The sequence below is a fragment of the Rubrivirga sp. S365 genome (assembly GCF_032248475.1).
In the GTDB taxonomy this organism is placed as follows: domain Bacteria; phylum Bacteroidota; class Rhodothermia; order Rhodothermales; family Rubricoccaceae; genus Rubrivirga; species Rubrivirga litoralis.
The window spans coordinates 3,021,238-3,038,867 of sequence record NZ_JAVTTN010000001.1; the positions used below are offsets into that span (position 1 = coordinate 3,021,238).

Here is a 17,630-nt window from a genome sequence, read left to right on the forward strand (position 1 = left end):
TCGGGGTCAGCGGGCGGGGCGGCCCGGCGAACGGCCGGAAGCGAACCCTCGCCCATCGACCCGCCGGCTCACTCGTACAGCGAGGCGGGGTGGTCGGGGCGGCCGAGGAGGAACGAGGCGCCGGAGTCGACGAGCACCCGCCCCGCCATGGCCTCGCGGCCGAGGAGCATGGGGAAGCGCATCCGCCGGCGGTCGGTGAGCGTGACCTCGACGGGCCACTCGGGCGCGTCGGACGTGGTCCCGAGCCGGAGCGTGACGCCGACCACCACGCGCGTCTCGGTGTGCCCGCTCGACGACGTCACCGACCGCTCGTCGATGACCGGCGCCTCGCAGGCGACCGACAGCCGCTCGGTGCGGAAGAACGGGTGGACCACGAACCGCGCCCACGGCTCGCCGTCGCGGACGAACGTCTCGCGGTTGTGGGCGTGGAGCGCCGACGTGGCCGCGCCGGTGTCGACCTTCGCGCGCACCGCGAGCAGGCCCACGTCGGGGAACGCTACCCACTCGCGCCAGCCGACGACGACGGGGGACTCGGTCATGGGCGGGGCGGGCAGCGTGGGCGAGGGGGGGCGGAAGGTCCCCACCCCGCCCCGCCCGCGCAATGGGCCGCGGCGAAAAACGGGCGGAAGGTCGGCGAGCGGCGAGCGGCGAGCGGCGAGCGGCGAGCGGCGAGCGGCGAGCGGCGAGCGGCGAGCGGCGAGCGGCGAGCGGCGAGCGGCGAGCGGCGAGCGGCGAGCGGCGAGCGGCGAGCGGAAGGTGCCCGCCCCGCCCCTCGACCGCCCCGCCCTCGGAGTTCGCCCCGCCCAGGGCGGGGTGGCTCCAGACCGCACCTCGACCCGTGCCGAGGGCGGGGCGGTCCGGGCCGCGCCTCTGCCCATCCCCCATCCCGAGCGCGCGGAGCGCGCATCCCCCATCCCTCTGCAACAAAAAGCGCCCCCGCCCGGGCGGGGCGGGGGCGCTCGTCGCACCGGGTGAACGGGGCGGGGCGGCTAGCGCACGACCGTGACCCGCTCCGTCAGGCGCTGGCCCGCGACGTCGGCGACGACCACGTAGACGCCGGCCGGGAGCCCAGCCGTGTCCAGCGCGATCTGCCGACGACCAGCCTCGACCGCGCCGTCGAGGACCGAGGCCACCTCGCGGCCCAGCAGGTCGACCACGACGACGCGCGCCGAGCCGGCCTCGGGCACGTCGAGCGCGAGCGTCGCCTGCGCGTGGGCCGGGTTCGGGTACACCCGCAGGGCGAGCACGTCGACCGCGGCCTCGGCCGCGACGAGCGCCGCGGGCTCGGCGGCGAGGACGCCGTTGAACGAGCGCCCCTCGACGAACGCCCACCGCTTGTCGCGGGCCTTGCCGCGGTTCACGTCGACCGGGCTGCGGTTCCCGTCCGTGTCGAGCCGGTACCGCTTGCACGCCTTGCTCTCGAGGTAGTAGTGGTCGCCGCCGGCGTCGACCAGCTTCCACCGCTGGGCGTCGGACGTCCCGCCGGTCGTGAGCACGTCGCTCTTGCACCCGTTGGTGCTGAGGCGCTTGCCGGTCCGCCGGTTCTCGATAAACCAGTACGAGCCGCCGGCGCTCTCGAACCGCCACTGCTTGTCAGTCGCCGTGCCGCGGTCGACGTCGACCCGGCGGTCGCCGTCGGTGTCGAGCCGCTCCGCCGTGGCCAGGTTCTCGAGGTAGTACCACACGGTCGTGCGGGGGAACGAGGGCGCCGTGGGCGGGGCGGTGGGCGGGGCGGCCTCCGAGGCCTCGCCCACGCCGACGGCCGCCCACGCGTCGGCGACCGCGCGGTACTGCTTCGAGCCCGAGCCGTACAGGTCGGCCGTGGCCTGGAGCGTCCCCTCGCGGGCGCCGGCAAAGTCGGTCGACGCCGTGAAGTAGCGCGTGAGCGCCCGGTACCAGATCCGCTCGGTCGCCTTGCGCCCGATGGACTCCACCGACTGCCCGCGGAACGAGCCCCCGGCCATCGTGAGGTACGCCTGCTTGTTGGCGATGCCCGAGTTCCGGTGGACGCCGCCGTTGTCCTCGGACCCCGTGTAGCGGTCGTCGTAGTGGGCGGGCTGGTCGCCGCGCTCCGGGTTATCGAGGTAGCGGAGCGCGTCGCCCGAGCGGCCCGGCGTGTACGAGTCCTCGCCGACGCGGTAGTCCTCGCGGTCGACCATGACGGCGAAGATGTCGGAGACCGCCTCGTTCAGCGCGCCCGACTCGTTCTCGTAGATGAGCCCGGCCGTCGAGCGCGTCACGGCGTGCGTGAGCTCGTGGGCCACGATGTCGAGGTCCACGAGCGGCGAGAACGTCTCGCCGTCGCCGTCGCCGTAGATCATCTGCTCGCCGCTCCAGAACGCGCCGTTAAAGCCGACGCCGCCCGGGAAAAAGTCGAAGTTGACCGTCGACGTGATCGAGCCGTCCTTGCCGTCGTAGCTGCTCCGGCCGTGCGTGTCCTGGTAGTAGTCGATGGTGCGCGCGGCCGCGGCGTGGACGCTGACCGCCGCGCGGTGCGCGGCGCGCGTGAACTGGTTGTCGCGGTCGGTCACCTCCCCGCCCGGCGCCCAGTTCAGGCCCTGGGCCGAGAACGTGCGGATGTACTTCGGCCCGCGCGTCTTGTCGCGGAGCCGGTACGTGCCGCCCTTCCGCTCGGTCGCGAGCGGGACGGTCCCGTCGTAGAGCGACCGCCCCGACCCAGACGCCGGGGCGCCCACGAACACGGGCGAGGACGACGGTGCACGGCCCGCCGAGGGCACGCCGACCGGCGCGGGCCGCCCCGCCCGCGGGTCGATCGTGTGGATGGAGTTGAAGCGGTGGAGGACGGCCCCCGTCTGGGCGTCGACGAACACCTCCCAGTTGGCCGGCCACGGCCGGTCCACGAACAGGCGGACGTGGTACGCGAGCACGTAGGCGCCATCGTGGGGGTAGACCACGAGCGACGCCGTCGGCGTCCAGTCGATGGCGTCGGCGTCGTCCTCGGCCGGGACCGACGCCCGCTCCTCGATCGGCCCGAGCGCCGCGCGGGCCTCGGCCAGCGCGCGGTCGCCGCGGAAGGCCGGGCGGATCTGGACGTCTTCGGCGCCGGGGTGGAGCGCGCCGCCCCAGGCGTAGGCCCGGCCGTCGGCGTCGATGTGGAGCGAGCTCTCGGCCCCCCACACCGGAACGCCGCCGACCTCCTGCTGGACGACGACGTGCTCCAGGCCCAGGTCGTCGCGCTCGGCGCGCACGAGGCGGACGTCGGGGGCGGCCTCGAACCCGAACGTGGCCGCGTTGGCCGTCAGGAACTCGCGGGCCGCGGTCTCGGGCGCCGCGGTGAACACGCCGAGGTCACCGGCGAGAAACTGGGGCGAGCCGCGGTCCTCGTCCCACGCGGCGCGCGTGAGGGCGTCCGCGTCGAACGTGACCGCGGGAGGCGAAGGAGAGGGCTGGGCCGAGGCGGTGGAGCCGAGGGCGGCGACGGAGAGAGTGAGTAACGCCCGACGGAGGGCGGGGCGGGGGGACAAAAAACCGAGGGTCACAGAGAGAGGGTGTGGTGGGAGGCGGGCAGGAGACGTCCGGCCCGGAGGTGCGCCAGGGCACAGCGCTTTGCACCAGGGTATCCCCTACCGCCCCGTACGTGCCAGGGCTGCAACCGCGTATCGGCCGCCTCAGGGCATTCCTCAAGTAATCCGAACCTTTCCGCAAGCCGTCCCCCACCCCGCCCCGACGCCTGCACGTCTCTCTCACGTTCCCATGCCGACGAGCACAGAGCGCGCCGCCGTTCGCCCCGCCCCGGCCGCGAACGATGGGGCGGGGTGGCCGCCGCCCCGATGCCGCTCGTCCCGCCCCGCCCCGTCGGCGATCGGCGCCTGGAGCCACGTCCTGAGAGGCCTGCGCCCCGAAGGGCGGGGTGGCCGCTGCGCGTCTCCCCTGGCCCTCCCCGGTGGGGAGGAGGCACGAGGCCGGCAACCGCACCGTCTCTCCGTGCTGCGTCAAGCGGCTACTGCGGGGCGGGGTGGTCGCTGTAGCTGGTTAGGGAGTCCGTCTCCTCGGAGGAGCTTAGGATGATGGACGAGGCCAGGACGAACCCTGTCAGCAAGAGCTGAACACAGCGATAGAAACCGTACCCCGTACCAACCCGGAAGGAGCCTAGAACGCCCCGCGCGCCTTGATCTGGATGTAGCGGTTGACGGCGTCGACCGTCAGCGACTCCGGCGAGGTCAGGAGCGCGCCGATGCCGTGGCGTTCGAGCGTCCGCGCGACCTCGCGCTTTTCCAGGGCCAGCCCCTCGGCGACCGCCTTCGTGTAGACGTCCTCCAGCCGCTCCGCCCGGTCGTCGAGGAGGCCGCGGATGCCCGTGTTCTCGAACAGGACCACGACCAGCCGGTGGAGCCGCGCGATCCGCCGGAGGACCGGGAGCCGCCGCTCCAGGCCGGCCCGCGTGTCGACGTTCGTGAACAGGAGGACCAGCGACCGCTGACGGAGCCGGCCCCGCAGCGCCGCGTAGAGCGCCTCGAAGCTGGGGTCGGTAAAGCCCGGGTCCAGCCGGTAGAGCGCGTCGAGGAGCGCCGGGAGCTGCCCCCGCCGCCGCCCCGCCGGCACGACCACGCGGACCTCGCGGTCGAACGCGACCAGTCCCGCCTGGTCGTCCTTGCCCAGCGCTGTGTTCAGGAGCACGAGCGCCGCGTTCACCGAGTGGTCGAGGAGCGTGAGGCCGTCGAACGGCGACCGCATGGCGCGGCCCATGTCGAGCGCGGCCACGACCGGCTGCGCCCGCTCCTCCTGGTACTGGTTCACCATGAGCCGCGCCACCCCGCCCGTGCCCGCCCCGCCCGTGCTCCGCCGCGCCGTGGCCTTCCAGTTCACGAGGCGGCGGTCGTCGCCGGCCACGTACTCGCGGACCTGGTCGAACTCGAGCGTCTGGCCCAGCCGGCGGACCCGCTTCACGCCGACCTCTTCGAGCCGGTCCGACGCCGCGAGGAACGCGTACCGCTGCATCTGGAGGATCGACGGGTAGACGGCGACCGTCTCGGCCGCGGCCGTGCGGAACCGGCGGAGCACGAGGCCCAGCGGCGTCGCCGCGAACAGGTTGAGCGTCCCGAACGCGTACTCGCCGCGCGCCGTCGGGCGCAGCGTGTACGTCAGCCGCGCCTCGCCGCGCGCCTCGACCGGGACCACGGCGCCGGCGTCGCGCTTCTGGAACTGGACGGGGACCTCGTCGAGCACGCGGACGCGCGCGGCGAACGGGTACCCGCTCCGCACCACGAGGCGCACCTCGTTCTGGTCGCCCAGCGACAGCTTGTCGTCGAGCGCCCGCGCGCCGTCCAGCCCGCCCCCGGGCGTCCGCCACAGGAGGAGCGCGTCGGCGAGGACCAGGACGCCGAACGCCGACACGGCGACGACCGCGACGGGCAGCAGCGGCGCCCACACGGCCGCCGCCACGAACAGGGCGACCAGCGACCACAGGACGGCGAAAAAGCGCCGGGGGAGGAAAAGGTCGCGGAAGGGATTGGGGACTCGAGACGGGGGACGGGCAGACGCGGAACCCGTCGGGGCGCGCTTCGCCCCCGGCCGCCCCGCCCGTCGGCGTGGGCCGCCCCGCCCCGACGCGCGGCGTGGTCGGGGCGGGGCGGTTGAGCCCTCCTCCCCCCCCGTCCCTAGTCCCCGGTCCCCCGTCCCGCTCACCGCGGCACCTCGACCTCGGCCACGATCCGCTGGAGGACCGTCTCGGGGCGGACGCCCTCGATCTCGCGCTCGGGCGTGAGCAGCACGCGGTGGCGCAGGGCCGGGGCGGCGACCGCGGCGACGTCGTCGGGCGTGGCGAAGTCGCGGCCCGACATGGCGGCGACGGCCTTGGCGCCCGTCACGAGCGCGAGCGAGGCGCGCGGGCTGGCGCCCAGCGACAGGGCGGGGTGGCTCCGCGTGGCCGCCACGATCTCGGCCGCGTAGCGGAGCACGGGCGGCGCCACGCGGACGGCGCGGACGGCCGCGCGCGCGGCCTCGACCTCGTCGGCCGTCAGGACCGGGCGGACGCGCTCCAGGTCGACGCGGCCGCCGTGGTCCTGGAACTGGCGCAGGATCTCGGCCTCCTCGTCCAGCGACGGGTAGCCCACGAGGACCTTGAACAGGAAGCGGTCGAGCTGGGCCTCGGGCAACCGGTACGTCCCCTCGTGCTCGATCGGGTTCTGCGTCGCGAGCACCACGAACGGCGACGGCATCGGGTAGGTCGTCCCGTCGACCGTCGCCTGCCGCTCCTCCATGGTCTCGAACAGGGCCGCCTGCGTCTTGGCCGGCGCCCGGTTGATCTCGTCGATCAGGACCACCTGGGCGAAGATCGGCCCGCGGTGGAACGAGAACTCGCCCGACTTGGGGCTGAACACGGACGTCCCCAGCACGTCGGCCGGCATGAGGTCGGGCGTGAACTGGATGCGGCTGTAGTCGAGACCGCTGGCGCGCGCGACGAGCTTGGCCGTGAGCGTCTTGGCCACGCCGGGGACGCCCTCGATCAGCACGTGGCCGCCGGCGAGGATGGCCGCGACGACCTCGTCCACGAATGCGCCCTGCCCGACGATCAGCTTGCCGACTTCGGCGCGGAGGCGGTCGACGGCGTCGGCGAGCGGGCCGAGGTCGGTCTGCGGCGTCAGGTCGTCGACCACCCCGCCCGTCCCGTTCGGCGGGGCGACGCGGGGCGGGGTGGCGGGCGCCGCCCCGCCCTCGGCGGGCGGCGCGTCGGGCGGTGTGTCGAGCGGGGCGGGGCGGGCGTCCGGATCGGTAGGCGTCATACGGGCGCGGCGGGTGCGCGAGCGGGTCGGATGAGCGGGGCGGCGCGGTCGACGTGGGCGGGGCGGCTCGAAGCTACCGGCCCCGCCCCGCCCGTGCCGCCCCGCTTCGGGCCGCGCCCAGGTCGGCGCGGGCCAGGAAGTCTTGGACGTCGCGGTCGGCGCGGAGGAGGCGGGCGGGCTCCGGCGACGGGTCGGCGCGGAGGGTGCGGAGGCGGGCGAACAGGGCGAGCGCGTCGGCCTCGTCCACGCCCGCGCGGGCGGCGGCGCGGCGGGCCGAGCCGTCCGAGAGGTCGGCGTCGGCGATCCCGAGCCGCGTGCGGAGCGCGTCCTCGAAGGCCAGCGCCTTGCGCCGCGCCAGCCACTGCGTGTCGCCGTCCTCGAAGTGGAGCCGCCCGAGCACGCGGGCAAACTCGCGCTGCGCGTTCGGCGGCGGCGCCACGACCGGGATCGCCCGCTGCCAGCGGCGCCCGCGGAAGGCGACGAGCAAAAAGGCGCCGAGGAGCGCGAGCGCGAGCGCCCAGCGGAGCCCGGGCACGCGCGTGGCCACGCCCAGCCGCGAGCCAGCCCGGCTGCGGAGCGGCTTGTAGAACCCGTCCCACAGCACGCGCTCCGGCGCCGGCGCGGCCCCCAGCACGCCGCCAACCCAGGCCGCCGCGTCTCCCTCGCCGGCCAGCGCCGCGTTCGTGAACGCGAGCGGGGCCGACGACAGGATCACCCGCCCCGCCCCGACGCGGACGACCACGGCGACGGGCTCGCCGAGCTCGTTCGTCGCCACGAGCGACGTCGTCGACGAGTCGATGCCAACGAGCGGGGCGGCCGCGATGGCCGTCGGGAACGCGTAGGCGCGGCCGCGGGCGACGGACGGGAGGTAGAGCATGTCGGTCGCCGCCAGGTCGCCGAATCCGAACAAGTCGGCGTAGGCCGTGTCCAGGCCGTCGACCGCCGTCGAGTCCTCGCCGCTGAGGGCGAACGAGAACGGGCCGCCAAAGTCCTGGGCCACGGCGAGGACCGTGTTGCCACGCCGGGCGAACGCGAGGAGCCGGTCGGACTCGGCCTCGTCGGGCTCGAACGAGTCGGTGAGGAACAGGTAGAGCGTGCCGGTCAGCGTCGTGTCCGCCAGCCGCTCGAACGGCGGGCGGTCGACGGGCTCGACCGGCGCGCCCAGCCACGCGGGGAGCAGCCGGTAGAACACCTCGGCGTCGAACGGCTCCACCCCGCTCCGCTCGGCGCGGAGCCGACTGTCGTAGGGCCGCGCCCGGAACGCCTCGATCAGGACGAGGGCCAGGACCACGCCGCCGATGACGAGCCAGGGGAGCGCGCGCCTCACGACGCGGCCTCCGCTGGCGGCGCCTCCGCCGGGGGCGGGGCGGCGGTCCGGCCGGCGGGCCGGGCGGGGCGGCCGAGCGCGGCGTCGAGCCGGTCGAACCGGGCCTCGAACCGGCCGTAGCGGTCGGCGTCGACGGCGAGGCCGCCGTACCACACCCAGTCGAACACGCGCGTGGCCTCGGCGAACGCCCCGCCCACGGCGGCGTCGGCGCGGCGGGCCTCGGCCACGTAGGTCCGGTTCGTCTTTTCCCTCGACCACACCACGAGGCCCGCGTCCTCCATCTCCTGCAGCGCCAGCAGGTACCGGAGCCGCACGGCCGCCCGGTGGTCGCCGCCGGCGAGCGCCTGCCGGAGCCGCCCCGCCAGGTCCACGCCTTGCAGGTCGTCGACGTCGAGGAGCGGGTCGGACGCGCCGGGCGCGAGGTCGCGGCGGCCGAAGACGCGGGAGCCCTCGCCGCGCACGAGCCGGAGCACCACCCACACGGCGGCGAGCGCCGCGAGCGCCATGAGGAGGGCCGCCACGGGCCGCGAGACGAGGCCGTCGAGGGCCGGGTTCAGGAACGTCTCGGCAAACCACCGCCAAAAGCGGTCCCACAGCGACGGCTGCTCAGCGACCGGGCGGTCGTACTGGAACGCGGGGTCGGCCGCGAGCGCGCCGAGCAGCGAGTCGGGCACCGGCCGCGGCCGGACGCGCGCCGTGCGGAGCTCGGGCGGGGCGGTCTCGGCCGGCAGCGGGGCGGCCTCGGCCGGCGGCGGCGGCGGCCCCGCCTCCTGCGCCCGCCCCGCCCCGCCCGCGAGGAGTAGCGCGACCAAGACGACGGCTGCCCTCACGAGCCCGCCCGGAACCCGCCGCCGCGGAACCCGCCCGCCCCGCCCGACGGCCCGTCGTCGAGGGACGCGTCGTCGGCGGGCGCGTCGTCGGGGCGGGGCGGCTCGGGGTGCGCGAGGTCGGGGCGGGGCGGCTCGGAGCGGGCCGCCCCGCCCGCCCCGCCCAGGCCGGTCGCGGCGGCGATCGCCTCGATGCCCTCGCCGAGCTCGGTGCCCTCGACGCGCGCGCTCAGGCTCTCGTAGAGGAACGCCGAGGCCACGTAGTAGAACACGCTGAACGGGAGCACGACGAGCGAGGCCAACCCCGTCAGCACGCCGGCCCAGAGCGGGACCGAACCTTCGAGGGTGTACGGGAACGTGAGCCCGGCGACCGTCCCCGCGATCACGATGCTCCCGAACCCGACGATAAACAGGAGCACGATGGACGTCCCCAGCGCGAACCCCCGCTCCTCGCGGATCAGCCCGTGCACGCGGCGGACGGCGTCGGAGAAGGCATCCTCGTCGAGCAGCCGCGCCGCCTGCCCGGCGAGGTAGTACGGGTAGAGGACGAGGAGGGCGGCGAGCAGGACCAGCATGCCCACGACGCCGACCGCGGCCGCCGCGCCTACCCCGACCCCGGCGCCGGCCAGCCCAGCGAGGATTAGGACGGGCAGCGCGAGCAGGACGAGGACGCCGACGCAGCACAGCGTAAACGTGAACGTCGGCCAGAATAGCCCCTTCGCCTCGTCCCACACGTCGGCCGTCTCGACCGCCTCGGCGCCCTCGCGGTAGAGGCGGACGTAGCCGAACGCGCCGGCGGCGACGAGGAGGCCCGCGGACGCGCTCACCACGCTCCCCCAACCGGGCGCGAACGACTCCAGCGCCCCGCCGATCACGTAGAGCGGGCCGGCGATGAGGGCCAGCGCCGGGAGCCACTCGCGCCACGTCTCGCGGCAGAACCGGACGGACGCGTTGATCACGTCGCCCAGGTCGCGCTCGCGGCGGAAGCGGATGGGGCCGTCGTCGGGGAAGCGGTACGGGGAGATCATCGCGCGGCGGGCGGGGCGGCGGGCGGGGCGGGCGCCCGCGGGCCGGCGGGGCGGGCGGCCACGCGGCGGGCGACGCGCCGGGGGAGCCACACGTAGTAGAACAGGACGAACGCGAACGAGCCGCCGATGACGAGCGCGGCCAGGGCCAGCGGCATCTCGGTGCGCCGCGTCATGAACCCTTCGAGCGCCGCCGCGGCCAGGAACACGGGCACCAGCCCGACGACGATCTTCGCGCCCTGCCTCGCGCCGCGCCGGAAGCTCGCCAGGCGCGGGTAGGTGTCGGGGAACAGGAGCGCGTTGCCCATCACGAACCCCGCGCCGCCCGCGACCACGATCGCCGAGAGTTCGAGGGCGCCGTGGATGAACACGACGCGGAACCACTCGCCTGCCAGCCCCTCGCCGACGAAGAGGTGCGCGAACGCCCCGACCATCACCCCGTTCTGGACCAGGACCGTCGCGGTCCCCAGCGAGAACCCGGGCAGGACCACCCCGCCCACGGGGAAAAAGCCGGCGAAGGCCAGGAACGACACGATCACGTTGTTGAGCGCGATCCCGACCGTCATGTCGAGCGGCTGGGCGCTCTTGTAGACCGCGAGCGGGTCGCCGGCCTCGATGTTCGCCCGCGTCATGTTGACGTAGCCGTCGCCCAGGATGAGGCGCACGAAGTCGGCGTCGGTCGCCGACGACCACGCGCCGACGGCGACGGCGGCCAGGAACAGCCCGAGCGAGAGCAGCAGCGCCCGCCGCCCCGCCCACACGGCGAGCGGGACCTCCTCGGCGAAAAACCGCCCGAGCCGCCCGCGCTCCTCGCGCCGGTTCCGGTAGATGCGCCCGTGGACCTGCGCCGAGAGGTCGTTGAGGTAGGCGGCCGTCGCCGAGCCCGGGTAGAACGTCTGCGCGTAGGCCAGGTCGTCGCCCAGGCGGACGTAGCCGTCGGCGAGCGCGTCGGGGTCGCCGCCGTCCTTCAAGCGGTCCTCGAACGCCTCCCAGTCCGGGGCGTGGCGGCGGACGAACACGGCTTCGCGCATGGGCGGGGCGGACCCGGAGGGTAAAACCGAGGGGCGGGGCGGCCTGGAACCTACCGACGACGTAGGACGGCCGCCCCGCCCAAGGCGCGCGGGCGGGGCGGGGCGCCAATACAGAGGCGGGGGCGCCCCATGACAGGGCGCCCCCGCTCAGCGGACGCGGGGCGTCTACTGGCCGAGCGCGTCGGCGTCCGGCTCGCCCGGCTCGTCGATGATCTCGCCGTCGCCGATCACGTCGGCGCGGTCTCCGGGAGGCGCACCGTCCTCGATCCGCTCGTCGACTCGGTCGGCGGCGTCGTCGTACTGCTCCTCGATCGCGTCGCCGCGCTCCTCGTAGGCCTCTTCGATGGCCTCGCCGCGCTCGTCGATGGCCTCGGCCTGCTCGGACTCGCAGCCGGTGAGCCCGAACGAGACCGCGACGGCCAGGGCAAGAAGGGTGGTTTTCATGGGACTGGGGGGTGGGTGATGAAGACGGTCCGGCGTCGTGCCAGACCGAGGTCAGGGGGCCAAGCTACCGCCCCACGCGTACGAGGTCGCTCGGGCGGAGCGGCGGGCGCCACCCCGCCCCGCCCGCGTAGCTTCCCCGCGTGGACGACCGGCTCCAGATCCAGACCGCGCAGAACGTCGCGCTCGCCGTGGCCCCGGCCGGGCTCGGCGAGCGGATCCTCGCGTGGGCCGCCGACACGGCGCTCTGGGTCGGCTACGCCCTCCTCCTCTTCTGGCTGCTCGGCCGGGCCGGGGCCGATGCCGAGTGGCTGGTCGTGCTCCTCGTGGCCGTCCCCGTCCTCCTCTACCACCTCCTGTTCGAGGTGTTCTTCGACGGGCAGACGCCGGGGAAGCGGCTGCTCAAGGTCCGCGTGGCCCGGCTCGACGGCGCGCAGCCCACGCTGGGCCAGTACCTCGTGCGGTGGCTGCTCCGGTTCGTCGACGTCACGATGACGTCGGGGACGGTCGCCGTCGTGGCCGTCGGCGTCACGCGGCGGGCGCAGCGGCTGGGCGACCTCGCGGCGGGGACGACCGTGATCCGCCAGCGGCGGCGCGTCCGGCTCGCCGAGGTCCTCTACCCGCCCACCCCGCCCGAGTACGTCCCCGCCGTGCCCGAGGCCGAGGCGCTCTCCGACGCCGACGTGCAGACGCTCCGCGCGGTGCTCGTCCGGCTCCGGCTCTCGCGGCGCGACCGGCGCTCGTCGGCGCTGGCGGACCGGGCCAAGCAGGCGATCGAGGCCAAGCTCTCGCTCGGCCCGTCGCCGCTGCCGGCGCCCGAGTTCCTCGAGACGGTCGTCCGCGACCACACGGCGCTCGTGGACCGCTACGGGGGGTAGAGCGGAGAGAGCGGAGAGAGCGGAGAGAGCGGAGAGAGCGGAGAGAGCGGAGAGAGCGGAGAGAGCGGAGAGAGCGGAGAGAGCAAGGTGCCCGCCCCGCCCCGCTCGCGCCACCGGGCGGGGCGGGAACGCCGCGGAACTTTTCGGCCGCCGCCCCGCCCCCTGCTCTACCTGCTCTACCTGCTCTACCTGCTCTACCTGCTCTACCTGCTCTACCTGCTCTACCTGCTCTACCTGCTCTACCTGCTCTACCTGCTCTACCTGCTCTACCTGCTCTACCTGCTCTACCTGCGCCCGAACCCAGGCGCGGGTTGCTCGTTCGCCCTGGCCCCGTCCCCTGGCGCCGCTCCCGCATGACCTCCCACCGCGTCTTCCTTATCGCCCTGGCCCTGTTCGCGGGGTCGGTGGTGTTCAGCCTCGCCGGGGCTACGCTCCTCAACTTTTTCCCCGGCCCGGCCGCGTCGGCGCTCGGCGTGATCGCGGACGTGACGGGGCTCACCCTCCAGGACCTCATCAAGATCCCGACCTGGGTGAACATGGCGATGCTGCCCGTGCTCGCCTTCGCCCTGTACCTGCCCGAGCTGGGCTGGGGGCGGTCGCTCGCGTTCCTGGCCGTCGGGTGCGTGGTGGGCGCCGCGGCCGAACTGATCGGCACGCAGACGGGCTTCCCGTTCGGGCCGTACAGCTACGGCGACTTTCTGGGCGCCAAGATCGCCGGACACGTGCCGTGGCTGATCCCGCCGTCGTGGTACGCCATCTCGATCGTGTCGCTCGACCTCGGCCGGCGGCTCGGGTTGGGACGGGCGGGGCGGGTCGGGGCCGTGGCTCTGTTCATGGTGCTGTGGGACGTGGCGCTGGACCCAGCCATGAACCACGCGTTCCCGTTCTGGAAGTACGACGTGGGCGGCGTGTTCTTCGGGATGCCGCTCGTGAACTGGGCGGGGTGGGCGCTCACGTCGGCGGTCATCGCCGTCGGGTACGAGGCGCTGGGCGGGCTGCGGGCCGCGCCCGGGCCGTTCGAGGCCGTGTGGGCGCCGCGGTTCTACGCCGTTAACTCGCTGTTCTCGGTCGGCGTGTGCTTCGCGTACAAGGCGCCGGCCGCCGGGCTGGCCGGGCTGGTCGGGCTGGCCATCGCGCTGGGCGTCCTGTGGCTGCGCCGCGACGCCGCCCCGCCCGTGTCGGGTCCGGCCGGGTCCCGCGCGGCGCGGCCCGCCGTCGCGTGACGCCCCCGGCCTCCGCCCCGCCCGCGCCGGCCGCCCCGTTCCGCGAGCCGCCCGCGCCGCCGCCGCCCGGTGCGGGGCGGGCCGCCGAGGACCGCTACCTGCGCCGGGCGTTCCGCCACCACAGCCGGACGTTCTCGCTGGCCACGCGCCTGCTCCCGCGCGCCGAGCGCGTGCCGGTCGCCGTGCTCTACCTCTACTGCCGGACGGTCGACACGCTGGCCGACGAGCGGGCGCTCGCGATCGGGGCGGGGCGGGCCTTGGAGGAGGTCGACGGCCTGGAGCGGGCGCTCCGCGCGACGCTCGACGGCCGCCCGCCGGGCGGACCGCACGCGCTCCTCTGGCGGCGGCTCGCCGAGGTCCACGCGGCGTACGGGCTCCGGGCGCGCCCGCTCCGCCAGCTCCTCGACGGCGCCCGGTGGGACATCGAGGGCCGGGCCGTCCGCACGCGGGCCGACCTGCTGGCGTACTCGGACCTCGTGGCGGGGAGCGTGGGGGCGGCCATGCTCCCGTTCCTGGCGCGGAGCCCCGCCGACCTCGGCCGGCTCGACGCGCCGGCGCGGGCGCTGGGGAACGCCATGCAGATCACGAACATCCTCCGCGACGTGGGCGAGGACTGGCGCGAGCTGGGGCGGACGTACCTCCCGCAGGACGACCTCGACGCGCGCGGGCTCGACCTGGGCGCCGTGGTCACGGCCGCCGCCCCGCCCCGCCCGTACGTGGCGCTCATCGAGTCGCTGATGGCCGAGGCCGAGGCGCTCTACGACCGCGGCCTCGCCGAAGTCGACGGCCTCCGCCCCGCCGCGCAGGCCGGCATCCGGGGGGCGGGGCGGATGTACCGCGAGATCCTCAACGGCGTGCGCCAGAACGGCCACGACAACCTGGGCCGGCGGGCCGTCGTCCCGCTCCGCCGCAAGCTCCGGCTGGCCGTCCACGACGACTACGCGCGCCGCCGCGCCCGGCTCGCGGCGCGGGCGGCCCCAACACGGGCGGGGCGGTGACGGAGCCGGTCTACCGCGGCGAGACGCTGGCCCAGGGGCTGGCCCGCCGCTACGCCGAGCGGACGATGCTCGCGGACCTCCGCGGCGGCCTCCGCCGCGCGGTCTGGGTGGGCGCCTCCCCGCCCGCGTCGGGTCCGCCCGTAGACCCGGCGCCGGGGCGGCCGCTCGTGGTCTACGCCAACCACCACGTCTACCCCGACAGTTTCCTCCTGTGGTTCCTGCTGACGCGCGTGCTCGGCCGCCCGATGGTGGTGTGGATGGAGGCGTGGGAGCGGGCGCCCCTGTTCGGCCCGGTCGGCGCCCTCCCCTTCCCCGCCGACGACGGCCGCGCGCGGGCGCGGACGATGCGCGAGACGGTCCGCCGCATGGAGCGCGACCCGCGGACGGCGCTCTACGTCTACCCCGAGGGCTCGATGGGCGTCCCCGAGGCCGGCCTCCGCCCCTTCAAGGCCGACCTCCCGCGCCTGGCCCGCGTGCTCCCGGACGACGCCGCGTGGTGGCCCGTCGGTCTCTCGACGTCGTGGTGGGGCGAGAGCCGGCCGACGGCGCTCCTCGCGGGCGGGGCGGCCCACGACACCCCCGACGGCGGCGAGCGCGGCCGGCTCCAGGCCGTCCTCGACCGGCTCCACGATGCCCGGCCCGACGACGTGGGGGCGGGGCGGGCGCACGTGATCCTGGACGGCGCGCGCGGCGCGGACGAACGGTGGGACCTCTCGCGCGTGGCGCCGCTGTTCCGCCGGCTCACGTTCGGGTGAGCGGGCAGCGGGCAGCGGGCAGCGGGCAGCGGGCAGCGGGCAGCGGGCAGCGGGCAGCGGGCAGCGGGCAGCGGGCAGCGGGCAGCGGGCAGCGGGCAGCGGGCAGCGGGCAGCGGAAGGTTCGACCACCCCGCCCGCGCTGTGGGCAGGGCGGCATCGGGCGGGGCGGTGCCTTTCCCGAACCGCCCCGCCCGCGTCACAACCACCCCTAGCCCCTCCTGGCCAGGAGGGGGACTGCCGCCGCTTCGGGATGGCGGCGTGCCTGACACGACCGCCCCGCCCGCTGCTCGCCGCACGCTGCTCGCTGCCCGCTCCGTCCCCCGCAATCTGTTGGTGAAGGTCCCGTTCCGCTGCCGCCGCCCCGCCCGGTCCTGGTAGGTTCGCCGGCCTCCTCTCTCGGGGTTCGCCCCACCCGATGCTCGCCCTCCTCGCCGCGTTCCTCCTCGGTGCCGCGCCGCCGCCCGCCCCGCCCGCGGCGTGGGGCGGGGCGGAGACGTCGGCGACAGTATCCGTCCAGGACTCGCTGACGTACTACTACGCGCGCCAGGACACGTCGGGCGTCGACCGGCTGTACCGGCGGGGGGCGCGGACGCAGCTCGACCGGCTGCTCTGCCTGTACCGCCTGTTCCCGATGACGCTGGACGAGGGCTACCTCGACGAGATCCCAGCCAGCGAGGGCGTCCGGTCGGCCCGCGAGCTGGCGCTGATTTCGGCGCTGTGGGCGTACAAGGCGGCGAGCGGACCCAAGTGGGCGCTCCCGGCGCGGGGCCGGCGGTCCGAGCGGATCCTGAACGAGGCCCTCCGCCTCGACTCCGACGAGCCGTACGCGCTGCTCGTCAAGGGCCAGGGGCTCTACTACAAGCCGCGGATCTTCGGCGGCAACGTGGCCGAGGCGCAGCGGACGTTCGAGCGGCTCCGCCAGGTGCTCGCGCGGCGGCCCACGCCGGGCATCCACCCGTTCGAGGCCGAGGTGTGGATCTGGATGGCCGTCCGCAAGCAGGACGCGGCACAGGGCGCCGCGCTCGGGCGGCGGCTGCTCGCGGGGGACCCGCCGCGCATGTTCCGCCAGTTCCTCGTCGACCCTCCGTGACGGCGCTCGCGGCCGTCGTCCTCGCGCTCCACGCCGGCGTCTTCCTGGTCCTCGGCGTGAACCTCGTCGCGTTCGCGCGCGGCCGGTCGCGCGCCCTCCCCGCCCCGCCCGAGCCGGAGGGCGGGGCGGCTGCGCCGTCTCCTGCGGGGGTGGCGGTCTCGGTGCTGGTCCCGGCGCGGAACGAGGAGGACAACCTCCGGCGCCTGCTCCCGACGCTCCTGGCGCAGACGGGCGTCGCCTTCGAGGCCGTCGTCGTGGACGACGCGAGCGAGGACGGGACGTGGGCCGTGCTCCAGGCGCACGCGGACCCGCGCCTCGTGCCGGTCCGCGGGAGCGGGCCGCCGGCGGGGTGGGTCGGCAAGCCGCACGCGCTGTACCAGGCCGCGCGGCGCGCGACCGGCCGCGTGCTCGTGTTCCTCGACGCCGACGCCGAGCTCCGCGACGAGCGCGCGCTGGCCCGGCTCGTCGGGCGGTGGGCGCGCCACGGCGGGGCGGGCACGGCGCTCTCGGGCCTCCCGCGCTACCTCGACCGCGGGCCGGCGGCGCTGCTCACGAGCCTGGTCCCGTTCGCGATCCTCGCCGCGCTCCCCACCCCGCTCGTGCCGCGGACGAAGAGCCCCGGCCTGAGCGCCGTCAACGGGCAGGTCTGGGTGCTCGGCGCCGACGACTACCGCCGGCTCCGCCCGCACGAGGCGGTCCGCGACGAGGTGCTCGAAGACGTCATGATCGGCCGGTACCTCAAGCGGTCGGGCGTCCGTCTCTGGGTCGAGGACCTGAGCGGTGAGCTGGCCGTGCGGATGTACCGCTCGTTCGGCGAGGCGTGGGCCGGGTTCCGCAAGAACGCCTACCTGCTGGCCGGCGGCCGCCCCGCCCCGTTCGCGGCGTTCTTCGCGCTCTACACGCTCGTGTGGGTGGTCCCGAGCGCGCTCGCGCTGGGCGGGGCGGCCGGGCTGGCGCCGCCGTGGGCGGCCGCCCCGCTCGTCACGCTCGTCGCCGTCAAGCTGGGCGTCGACCGCTGGGGACGGTTCCCGCTGTGGGTGAGCGCGCTCGCGCCGGTCACGCTCGCGCTCGGCGCCGCGCTCCAGCTGGACTCGGCGTGGGCGCACGCCCGCGGCCGCGTGGCGTGGAAGGGCCGAGCCGTGGGCGGGGCGGAGGAGGGCAGGTAGAGCGGAGAGAGCGGAGAGAGCGGAGAGAGCGGAGAGAGCGGAGAGAGCAAGGTGCCCACCCCGCCCGCGCAGCGCGAGGGGCGGGGTGGGAATGCCGCGGAACTTTTCGGCGGCCGCCCCGCCCCC

At 75.6% G+C, this 17,630-nt stretch carries 16 protein-coding genes; 7 read left to right on the forward strand and 9 right to left on the reverse strand.

The features are described from left to right. Positions 1-68: 68 nt before the first annotated feature. The 9 genes from RQM47_RS13200 to RQM47_RS13240 all read right to left on the reverse strand — a co-directional run bounded on the left by RQM47_RS13200 (position 69) and on the right by RQM47_RS13240 (position 11,397). The gene (locus RQM47_RS13200) at positions 69-539 is read right to left on the reverse strand and encodes an ATP-dependent zinc protease (RefSeq protein ID WP_311661508.1); all 471 of its coding nucleotides are present in this window, start codon (positions 537-539) and stop codon (positions 69-71) included. A gap of 450 nt (positions 540-989) precedes the next feature. After that, a complete protein-coding gene (locus RQM47_RS13205) occupies positions 990-3,500 on the reverse strand; it encodes a M4 family metallopeptidase (RefSeq protein ID WP_314009265.1) in 2,511 nt (836 codons plus the stop codon). 610 nt (positions 3,501-4,110) lie between these two features. Beyond that, entirely contained in the window at positions 4,111-5,391 is a 1,281-nt protein-coding gene (locus RQM47_RS13210; protein ID WP_311661505.1) for a DUF58 domain-containing protein, read from the reverse strand. 251 nt (positions 5,392-5,642) lie between these two features. Further along, on the reverse strand, positions 5,643-6,743 hold the full coding sequence (locus tag RQM47_RS13215) for a MoxR family ATPase (protein ID WP_311661503.1): 1,101 nt from the start codon (positions 6,741-6,743) through the stop codon (positions 5,643-5,645). A 73-nt stretch (positions 6,744-6,816) separates the two neighbouring features. Next, positions 6,817-8,070: a DUF4350 domain-containing protein gene (locus RQM47_RS13220; RefSeq protein WP_314009266.1), complete on the reverse strand. Its 1,254-nt coding sequence runs from the start codon at positions 8,068-8,070 to the stop codon at positions 6,817-6,819. Beyond that, positions 8,067-8,900, reverse strand: a complete 834-nt coding sequence (locus tag RQM47_RS13225; RefSeq protein ID WP_314009267.1) for a DUF4129 domain-containing protein — start codon at positions 8,898-8,900, stop codon at positions 8,067-8,069. The genes RQM47_RS13220 and RQM47_RS13225 overlap by 4 nt, the downstream gene beginning before the upstream one ends. Then, positions 8,897-9,925: a hypothetical protein gene (locus tag RQM47_RS13230; RefSeq protein ID WP_314009268.1), complete on the reverse strand. Its 1,029-nt coding sequence runs from the start codon at positions 9,923-9,925 to the stop codon at positions 8,897-8,899. Before RQM47_RS13230 ends, RQM47_RS13225 begins: the two co-directional genes overlap by 4 nt. Continuing rightward, positions 9,922-10,953, reverse strand: coding sequence for a stage II sporulation protein M (locus tag RQM47_RS13235; RefSeq protein WP_311661495.1), 1,032 nt, complete (start codon positions 10,951-10,953; stop codon positions 9,922-9,924). Before RQM47_RS13235 ends, RQM47_RS13230 begins: the two co-directional genes overlap by 4 nt. 165 nt (positions 10,954-11,118) lie before the next feature. Continuing rightward, positions 11,119-11,397, reverse strand: coding sequence for a hypothetical protein (locus tag RQM47_RS13240; protein WP_311661494.1), 279 nt, complete (start codon positions 11,395-11,397; stop codon positions 11,119-11,121). A gap of 140 nt (positions 11,398-11,537) precedes the next feature. Here RQM47_RS13240 and RQM47_RS13245 point away from each other — a divergent pair, with 140 nt between their 5' ends. From RQM47_RS13245 to RQM47_RS13275, 7 genes are all read left to right on the forward strand, one after another. Beyond that, positions 11,538-12,272: an RDD family protein gene (locus RQM47_RS13245; protein ID WP_314009269.1), complete on the forward strand. Its 735-nt coding sequence runs from the start codon at positions 11,538-11,540 to the stop codon at positions 12,270-12,272. A gap of 87 nt (positions 12,273-12,359) precedes the next feature. Beyond that, positions 12,360-12,629, forward strand: coding sequence for a hypothetical protein (locus RQM47_RS13250; protein ID WP_314009270.1), 270 nt, complete (start codon positions 12,360-12,362; stop codon positions 12,627-12,629). Beyond that, complete coding sequence (cruF, locus tag RQM47_RS13255) at positions 12,626-13,495, forward strand: bisanhydrobacterioruberin hydratase CruF (RefSeq protein WP_311666035.1); 870 nt, start codon at positions 12,626-12,628, stop codon at positions 13,493-13,495. The genes RQM47_RS13250 and cruF overlap by 4 nt, the downstream gene beginning before the upstream one ends. After that, positions 13,492-14,493 carry a phytoene/squalene synthase family protein gene (locus tag RQM47_RS13260; RefSeq protein ID WP_311666037.1) on the forward strand — a complete coding sequence of 334 codons (1,002 nt, stop codon included), beginning with the start codon at positions 13,492-13,494 and terminating at the stop codon, positions 14,491-14,493. The genes cruF and RQM47_RS13260 overlap by 4 nt, the downstream gene beginning before the upstream one ends. Then, positions 14,490-15,248, forward strand: a complete 759-nt coding sequence (locus tag RQM47_RS13265) for a 1-acyl-sn-glycerol-3-phosphate acyltransferase (protein ID WP_311666039.1) — start codon at positions 14,490-14,492, stop codon at positions 15,246-15,248. The genes RQM47_RS13260 and RQM47_RS13265 overlap by 4 nt, the downstream gene beginning before the upstream one ends. Positions 15,249-15,663: 415 nt before the next feature. Continuing rightward, positions 15,664-16,338, forward strand: coding sequence for a hypothetical protein (locus RQM47_RS13270; protein WP_311666048.1), 675 nt, complete (start codon positions 15,664-15,666; stop codon positions 16,336-16,338). Continuing rightward, positions 16,335-17,504, forward strand: a complete 1,170-nt coding sequence (locus tag RQM47_RS13275) for a glycosyltransferase (RefSeq protein ID WP_314009271.1) — start codon at positions 16,335-16,337, stop codon at positions 17,502-17,504. The genes RQM47_RS13270 and RQM47_RS13275 overlap by 4 nt, the downstream gene beginning before the upstream one ends. Positions 17,505-17,630: the final 126 nt, after the last annotated feature.

What these genes read in the sequence shown, in the direction of transcription:
- RQM47_RS13200 (WP_311661508.1), bottom strand. Translation starts at nt 539, where the DNA reads ATGACCGAGTCCCCCGTCGTCGTCGGCTGGCGCGAGTGGGTAGCGTTC.
- RQM47_RS13215 (WP_311661503.1), bottom strand. Translation starts at nt 6,743, where the DNA reads ATGACGCCTACCGATCCGGACGCCCGCCCCGCCCCGCTCGACACACCG.
- RQM47_RS13230 (WP_314009268.1), bottom strand. Translation starts at nt 9,925, where the DNA reads ATGATCTCCCCGTACCGCTTCCCCGACGACGGCCCCATCCGCTTCCGC.
- RQM47_RS13235 (WP_311661495.1), bottom strand. Translation starts at nt 10,953, where the DNA reads ATGCGCGAAGCCGTGTTCGTCCGCCGCCACGCCCCGGACTGGGAGGCG.
- RQM47_RS13240 (WP_311661494.1), bottom strand. Translation starts at nt 11,397, where the DNA reads ATGAAAACCACCCTTCTTGCCCTGGCCGTCGCGGTCTCGTTCGGGCTC.
- cruF (WP_311666035.1), top strand. Translation starts at nt 12,626, where the DNA reads ATGACCTCCCACCGCGTCTTCCTTATCGCCCTGGCCCTGTTCGCGGGG.
- RQM47_RS13270 (WP_311666048.1), top strand. Translation starts at nt 15,664, where the DNA reads ATGCTCGCCCTCCTCGCCGCGTTCCTCCTCGGTGCCGCGCCGCCGCCC.